We start from the raw sequence: 6,898 nt of genomic DNA, 5'->3' as shown, positions 1-6,898 counted from the left end.
CCGTGGAGCCCGCAGAGCCTTGCTGCAAGCGGCTCCGCGCTCGACTACCGCCAGATTTGGCACGGAAGTTACGATTACCCCTATTACCACTTTTGGCTATTTTTTGAGCATCCGTGCAGACTTGTGCGCCATGCTCTAAACGGGCTGGCAGTGTGAAGAACTACCTGCTGGTACCGATATGACGCATTTATCGCAGGCATGTCGCCACGCCATTGCTTCGTTGAGCCAATACAATGTGACCCAGCCTGCTAACCGACAGTCCGAGGTAACCGAGATGGCATTGCCCCTTCCACAATCCTTGATTGCCATCCTGGCAGCCTACGATTCGTCGCTGGAGCCTATTGGCGAAATAGGTGTGTCGGGAAAGTTGCTTGAGGCAATGCCGAGCCCAGAACTGCTGACATCTGCCGAGCTGAGGGCGGCCCACGCAGAAATATCGGCGCTCCGGTTCTGTCCTAGGCACGGGACACAACCTGGCAGGTGGGGAATCTACTGGCAAGAACTCACCAGCGCAGTTTCAGCTGATGGCTCGGAAGTAGTCTTCCCCGACATAGCTAAGATTGATGAGGAAATACTGGCCTACTGGATCGAGCGGTCTGAGCAAGCGCGACATCCCGTACTCCTTGCTAGATACGCTGATTTGTCTTGGGAAATCGGTTGCTATCTGAGGGCCGAGGCGAAACGTCAGAACATTTCGATGGAATGCGAGATTCCGGTGGTGTTGTGTCAAAGGGCCATCGATGCCTACCTTGAGACCATCAACGGCAGTCTATTTCAGAGCGAGCCCGACGCCTGGATCTATCTCGATCGCGCTATCGAGCTTGCAATCCGGATCGCCGACAAGGTACGGAAAGCACGGACTAAGGACATCCTGTATGCGCTTTATCGGCGTCACGATGCAGCAGGTCAGCCATGGATGTGGTGGAAGTTTAATGAGCTGGTTTCGAAACACGGCAAGCGCCTTGAACTGAGTCCACAGGAACGCCAGGAAACTATCGATCTGCTTGAACGAACGTTGGCAGAGTGTTCAAACTCCGCCGACCCCAAACACTTTGATCCCCACAACGCCATGTCAGCGGCCGACTGCTTGGAACGTTGGCGCGCTCAGACAAATGAGCTGGGCGAAGCACGCCGAGCTATGAAAGCGGCTGCGCTGGCCTTCGAGGAAGCGGCAAAGCACGCTGGTGGCATGACTGCTATTGCTTGGCTAGAGGACCTCATCCCTCGTTATCGCCAGGCGGGAATGCTGGACGATTCCGCCAGAGTAGAACAGACGATCCGACAAAGGGCTGCCGATGCTCAGGCCGAAATGGGAACCGTCGGAACGTCCGTGGACATATCCAAGGAGGAGATTGAGCAATGGGTGGCACAGTTCCTGACTGGGTCTGTGGCCGACGCCCTAGCCGGCGTTGCAAGAGAATTTCTTATCAGGGAGGATGCCACTAAGATAGGTCTGCGCGATATGTGTGCGAACGCCCCCTTGCTGTCGATGATGTCGTCTTCCATTGTTAATGCCGATGGCTTCACAACGGCAACGGTCGGCTCCGTGGAGAGAGATTTGGACGGGCGCGCGCTACAGCATGCTGCGAGGCTACTGGATTGGAACGCCAGGTGGCTCCACTTTGCCCTCACCCGTATTCATGAAACTTATGCCCTGACCGCGGAGGGCCTTATTGCAGTTGTCCAGGAGTGTTCCTTCTTTGCCCCGGAGCACCTACCGCTACTACACGACGGAGTGGCAGCTTGGTTCGCCGGAGATCCCATCAAAGCAATCCATCTGTTGGTGCCTCAGATTGAGGCGGCTCTTCGTAATCTGTTGGCAGCCTTGGGGGGCGCCGTTATGGTTCCCAATACAGATGTAGGCGGATTCAAGGCCGCCAGTCTAGGAGAGATACTCAATCACGCCATCTTTGTTGAGAAGGCATCTCCCGACATCCGTTTTCATTTGCGGGCCATGTACAACGACCCGAGAGGCCTGAACCTGCGAAATGAGCTGGCTCATGGGTTGGTGCGGCCGGAGCTGCTAAACATGGGCCTCGCGAACTGGGTGGTCCATACCGTAGTTTTAATTAGTCTGCTCCGCGTCAAGAGCGCCTGAGCCGAGAATTGTTGCCCATCAGCAGTAAGGGCAATGGCGCTCAGACCAGGCCAATCGGTGTGGGATCCTGGCTGGCGCCAACCTCGTAGGGCTCGAAGTCGACCACGATCTGCCCGAGCCAATCGTTGATCTCGCGAAAGCGGTCCTGCAGCGGCTTGATCTCGTTGCGCGCGAAGACCTGCGCGGACGGTACCACAGCCCCGAACCCGCCGGTATTGCTCGGCACCACGCCGAGCAGTTGCGGCGTGATCCGGTGCGCCGCCAGCACGTCGTCGCGGCTCGCTCCCTTGATGTTGAAGAAGTCATCCTTGGCAGCCACCTCGGACACTGGGATAAGCTGGATGCCGTCCTTCCTGCCATTGGGCGAGTACAGGAACAAGCTGCGAAAATTGCCTGGCCCCTTGGATTCCTTCAGCGCCTTGCGGATGTCCTTGATGTCTTCTTCGTTCTGCGCGGGGTCGCTGATGTACAGGATGAAGCCCGCATGGCTGCCGTTGTTGTAATACTTGCGCCGGAATAGCGTCGCCGACTCGTTGAGCCAGGCCGCCTGCAGCGCGCTCATGTATTCCGGCACGCCATAGATCTCCTGATTGATGTCCGGCTCTCGCAGGTGGAACACCTCGCCGGCCGGAAACTCATGCTCATCGCGCCAGCCTCGCACGAACCAGTAGGTATCCAGATCCGTCCCACGGCGGGTGAATTTGGCCAGGGTGTGCTGCAGGGCTAGAGTGCGCCCTGTCAGGCTCGTCCTGCGCTCCAGGTAGCCATTGCCGAAGGTCAGGTAGTCCAGCGCCATAGCACTGAATGTTTGTCGGGACAGCAGCGGGTGGGGAAGAGAGTCGACGTTTGAAGTAGATCGGCGAGCTATGGTGCAGGCTGGCGCGGAACGACTTCGCCAGGCCGTCCAGATTGACCGGCGTCTCGTACCACTTGCCGTTGCTCCAGCATTCGATGTAGTCGAGGATCTCGCGCTTGTCCATCACCGGCTCGGGCTCACCGAAAGTGAAGGCTTCCATTCGCCCGGCCGCCGAGACAGCGCCCCCTTGAGCATTGTCGATATCGGGGTCCATCACATGATCTCCATGAAGCCGCGGTTCTGCGGCGTGCTGCCCTCCAGGGGCTCGTTGTCCAGTGCGTGCACAGGCCCACGCCAGATCGGCGTGGCCGGTCTCTTCGGTGCGGCCGGCGTCGTAGGTCACGTTGCGCCCGCTGGCCGTCATCGTCTTGCGGATCGTCAGGAAGGCATGCGCGATATCGGTGCAGCCGGCATCGAACTGCAGCCGCCCCTTCGAAATCACGTCCTTGGCCTTCAGCACCAGGCGCGTCTTGACCTAAACGGAATAGTTGAACTCACGCACGCCGGGGTAGAACTGCCGCACCAGCTGCAGCACGCCCTGCCACAACCCGGTGGAATCGATACCGATGTACGTGACATTGAAGCGCTCTGTGATCTTGCGGATTGCCTCGGCCCGCGCCGCGAAATCCAGGCCGCGCCATTGGTGGCGCTCCAGCACCCGGAACTTGCCGCCCGGCACATCGGGCGCAGCAAGCACGACACAGCCGGCCGAGTCGCCCTTCAGAGAGGGGTCATACCCCACCAATACCGGCCGGTGTCCATAGGGACGAAGCGTGAACGGTTTGACATCGGTCCATTCCTCCCAGGAATCGACCATGCAGCGCTGCAGCTCCGCCAGCGGGAAGATCGACGCTGTATCGTCGATGAACTCGCACATCAGCAGATTGGCGAATTCCTCCGGGCCGTACTCGAACCGTAGCTCGTCGATATCGACCAGGTTGCAGCCACCACGCTCGGCATCTAGCAGCGTGACGATCTGCCGCCAGATCTTGTCTTCGCCCGTGAAGCCGCTCGACAGGCGCTTGTGGGAGATGTCCAGCTCGATGCGCTGATCCTTCGGACGCCTCTTGTTGTAGCGCTCGCCGCTCGAGATCGATCCGAACTTCGCCAAATCGGGCGAGGCTTACCTGATCGGCCTGGGCGTCACAGACTCGCCGGCAAGCCTGGGGACCGAGGTGTTGTCCTTCGCTGCACAGAAGCCCGAATCCCACCCCTACGCTGCCCGCAAACAGTCCAAAGACAACCTGTTCTCAGCGGCGGTCGAGGCCGAACTCGAATTCGTCGAGGACGACGATGACGACGACCGGGAAACCTTCAAGACCGGCATCCTTGACAAGGTCAAGCAGATGTTTGGCCGTAATGGCCGCAGCAATGACGCGCGTCAGAACGAGACGCTCGAAGCGATCGAGTTCGTCGCCGAAGAGTTCAGCAAGCCGCCTGCGCAGCCAGTACGCCGACTATCACCACTGAGCCACGAACATTATGATGTGCCTTGGCAGCTTCGTTTTCTCGCTGCCCACCCTGGCCCACCACGAGCTGCAGCACCAGGCCGAATGGAAGCATCCCAGCGTGTCGCGCGTCGGCTCACGCGACGCCCACCAATACACCGGCCCGGGAGATGAAAGCATCACGCTGCCTGGCTGGATCGCGCCGGAGGAAGGGTTCGCCGGCAGCGCGCTGTCCCTTGACGTGCTGCGGTTTATGGCCGATGCGGGCGATTCCTATCCCCTTGTGGAAGGCTCCGGCAGAATCTACGGCGCGTATGTCATCCCCGGCATGAGCGAGACGCGCGCGATCCTCAATGCGGACGGCTCGGCCAAGCGGATCGAGTTCTCGATCTCCCTCAAACGCGTCGACGAAAACCGTCGGCGTCTTCAGATTGCTCTGATGGCACACCCCCGCCCGGCCGTGCGCGTGACGCTCGACGGCCTCGACCTCACCAGCAAGATCATGCCGCGCCTGGTCAGCCTGACCCTGACCGACTGCCGCGAAAACGAGAGCGACCAGCTCGATCTGACCGTCAGCGACCACGATGGCCCGCTGGAGATTCCGCCGCGCGGCGCAGAGATCACGCTCGCGATCGGCTGGCAGGGCACGCCGCTGGCGGGCTTCCCGCCAGGTTTCCCGGCCGGCGTCATCGACAAGGGCACGTTCATCGTCGACGAGGTGGAGCACAGCGGCGCACCCGATGTCCTGGTGGTCCATGCGCGTGCGTCGAACCTGCTGCACGAATACCGCGAACTCAAGGAGCGCAGCTGGCACAAGACGACCGTTGGTTCGATCGTGAAGACGATTGCCGGCGAGCACGGCCTTACCGCGCGTGTCGCGGCTGGCGTCGGTAGCCGCCCCATCGACCACGCCGACCAGACGAACGAGAGCAACGCCAACTTCCTGCGACGCCTGGGCAAGCAGTTCGACGCAGTGGCCACCGTGAAGGCCGGCGTGCTGCTCTTCCTGCCGGCGGCCGAGGCGCGGGCTGCAAGCGGCAACGATCTGCCGCCCCTGCATATCGTGCGGCGCGACGGCGACGGCCACCGCTACTACACGGCCGACCGGGACAGTTATACGGGCGTGCGCGCCTTCTGGCACGACCCGAAGCAGGCGAAGCGGCGCAGCGTGGTAGCCGGCATCGGTGGCAACGCGAAGCGCCTGCGCACAACCTTCGCCAACGAGAAAGACGCGCTCTACGCGGCACGGTCGGAATGGCACCGGATCCGGCGCGGCATTTTCTCGTTCGAGTACACCCTGGCATATGGGCGTGCAGACATCGCCCCACAAACACCCGTGTCGGTAAGCGGCCTAAAGCCCCAGATGATGCCACCGAGTGGCTCGTGTACCGCGTGCGGCATTCCCTGAGCAAGACCGCCTACACCACGGCGCTGGAGACAAAGCAGGCCGAGGCAGCGACGGACAACGACGTCGCAAGCGGCGGGGACGACGACTGATCGGGTGCGGTGCTCGGATAACTTGCGCTTACAACGTCTAACTTATACTTGCAGTTTATACAAGTTTTTGTATAATTCAATTCATGGCACACGACGACATCAAACCGGTTGAATTCCTCGGCACTTCGCTGGATGACCTGCGCGATTTCCCGACCACTGCAAAGCGCCAAGCGGGTGTGCAACTCGACCGCGTGCAACGCGGCTTTGAGCCCGATGACTGGAAGCCGATGGCGACCGTCGGTGCAGGCGTCAAGGAAATTCGGGTTAGCGACGCCGCGGGGATCTTCCGCGTGATGTACGTGGCCAAGTTTGAGGATGCTGTCTATGTCCTGCATTGCTTCCAGAAGAAGACGCAGCAGACAGCCAAGCGCGATATCGATTTGGCAGCGACGCGCTACAAGGAATTGCTCAAGGAGTTGAAGAGATGACCAGCAAGCAACGATTCGACAGCGTCTGGGATGCGCTGGAAAACACCCCGGGCGAAGCGGCGAACATGAAGGCGCGCGCTGCGCTGATGATCGCGATCACGGAACGGATCAAGGCCGAGGGTCTCACTCAAGCCGATGCGGCGAAGCGACTCGGGGTCACGCAACCGCGCGTATCCGATTTGATGCGCGGGAAGATTGACCTCTTCAGCCTGGACATGCTGGTGAACATGCTGGCCCAGGCCGGCTTGCGCGTCGATATCAGCGTGCACGAAGGCGCAGCAGCATAGCGGCATTGCAGCTACCCTGCTGTGCAGAAGACCTCAGATGCTACGCGGTGGGGATCCTGCTCAACAGTTCGGAGATCGAAGATCTGCTATCAGCTTCTGTTTCGACATAAACCTCACGCACGTGAAGGTATCCTCCCAAGGGCCATAGCGGGAGATTAGCGCGAGAAAATCATCGCCAACGTCCAGATACGTAGGCTTTGTCGTCTGTAGCCAGACTTCCCGAGGTCTCATCCAGCGGAAAAGGTGGTGTCCTGTGTAGCAGGCAGGGAAGTACGGCGCAAGCT

Annotated in this window: 5 protein-coding genes and 2 pseudogenes; 5 read left to right on the top strand and 2 right to left on the bottom strand. The window is 60.2% G+C overall.

The annotated features are described in order from the left end of the window. Positions 1 to 274: 274 nt before the first annotated feature. The gene (locus tag ACGLHR_RS50185; RefSeq protein ID WP_400103395.1) at positions 275 to 2,098 is read left to right on the top strand and encodes a DUF4209 domain-containing protein; all 1,824 of its coding nucleotides are present in this window, start codon (positions 275 to 277) and stop codon (positions 2,096 to 2,098) included. A gap of 40 nt (positions 2,099 to 2,138) precedes the next feature. Here the strand turns inward: ACGLHR_RS50185 and ACGLHR_RS50180 are convergent. Both ACGLHR_RS50180 and ACGLHR_RS50175 read right to left on the bottom strand, forming a co-directional pair. Further along, positions 2,139 to 3,168: pseudogene (locus ACGLHR_RS50180) on the bottom strand (phage portal protein). Further along, positions 3,168 to 4,041 (bottom strand): annotated as a pseudogene (locus tag ACGLHR_RS50175) (terminase large subunit domain-containing protein); the annotation flags it as partial. The pseudogenes ACGLHR_RS50175 and ACGLHR_RS50180, both read right to left, overlap by 1 nt. 4 nt (positions 4,042 to 4,045) lie before the next feature. On the opposite strand from ACGLHR_RS50175, the gene ACGLHR_RS50170 reads away from it, so the two are divergent. The 4 genes from ACGLHR_RS50170 to ACGLHR_RS50155 all read left to right on the top strand — a co-directional run bounded on the left by ACGLHR_RS50170 (position 4,046) and on the right by ACGLHR_RS50155 (position 6,614). After that, positions 4,046 to 4,576 (top strand): GPO family capsid scaffolding protein, encoded by a 531-nt coding sequence (locus tag ACGLHR_RS50170; protein ID WP_400103399.1) that lies wholly within the window; start codon positions 4,046 to 4,048, stop codon positions 4,574 to 4,576. Next, entirely contained in the window at positions 4,467 to 5,810 is a 1,344-nt protein-coding gene (locus tag ACGLHR_RS50165) for a phage tail protein (RefSeq protein WP_400103397.1), read from the top strand. The genes ACGLHR_RS50170 and ACGLHR_RS50165 overlap by 110 nt, the downstream gene beginning before the upstream one ends. A gap of 172 nt (positions 5,811 to 5,982) precedes the next feature. Further along, complete coding sequence (locus tag ACGLHR_RS50160) at positions 5,983 to 6,327, top strand: type II toxin-antitoxin system RelE/ParE family toxin (protein WP_400103393.1); 345 nt, start codon at positions 5,983 to 5,985, stop codon at positions 6,325 to 6,327. After that, positions 6,324 to 6,614, top strand: coding sequence for a helix-turn-helix domain-containing protein (locus tag ACGLHR_RS50155; protein ID WP_400103391.1), 291 nt, complete (start codon positions 6,324 to 6,326; stop codon positions 6,612 to 6,614). The genes ACGLHR_RS50160 and ACGLHR_RS50155 overlap by 4 nt, the downstream gene beginning before the upstream one ends. Positions 6,615 to 6,898: the final 284 nt, after the last annotated feature.

The organism is Cupriavidus sp. CuC1 (assembly GCF_044627735.1).
Classification (GTDB): domain Bacteria; phylum Pseudomonadota; class Gammaproteobacteria; order Burkholderiales; family Burkholderiaceae; genus Cupriavidus; species Cupriavidus ulmosensis.
Note: the sequence above shows the minus strand (reverse complement) of the source record. Positions and strands in the feature narration are given on the sequence as shown.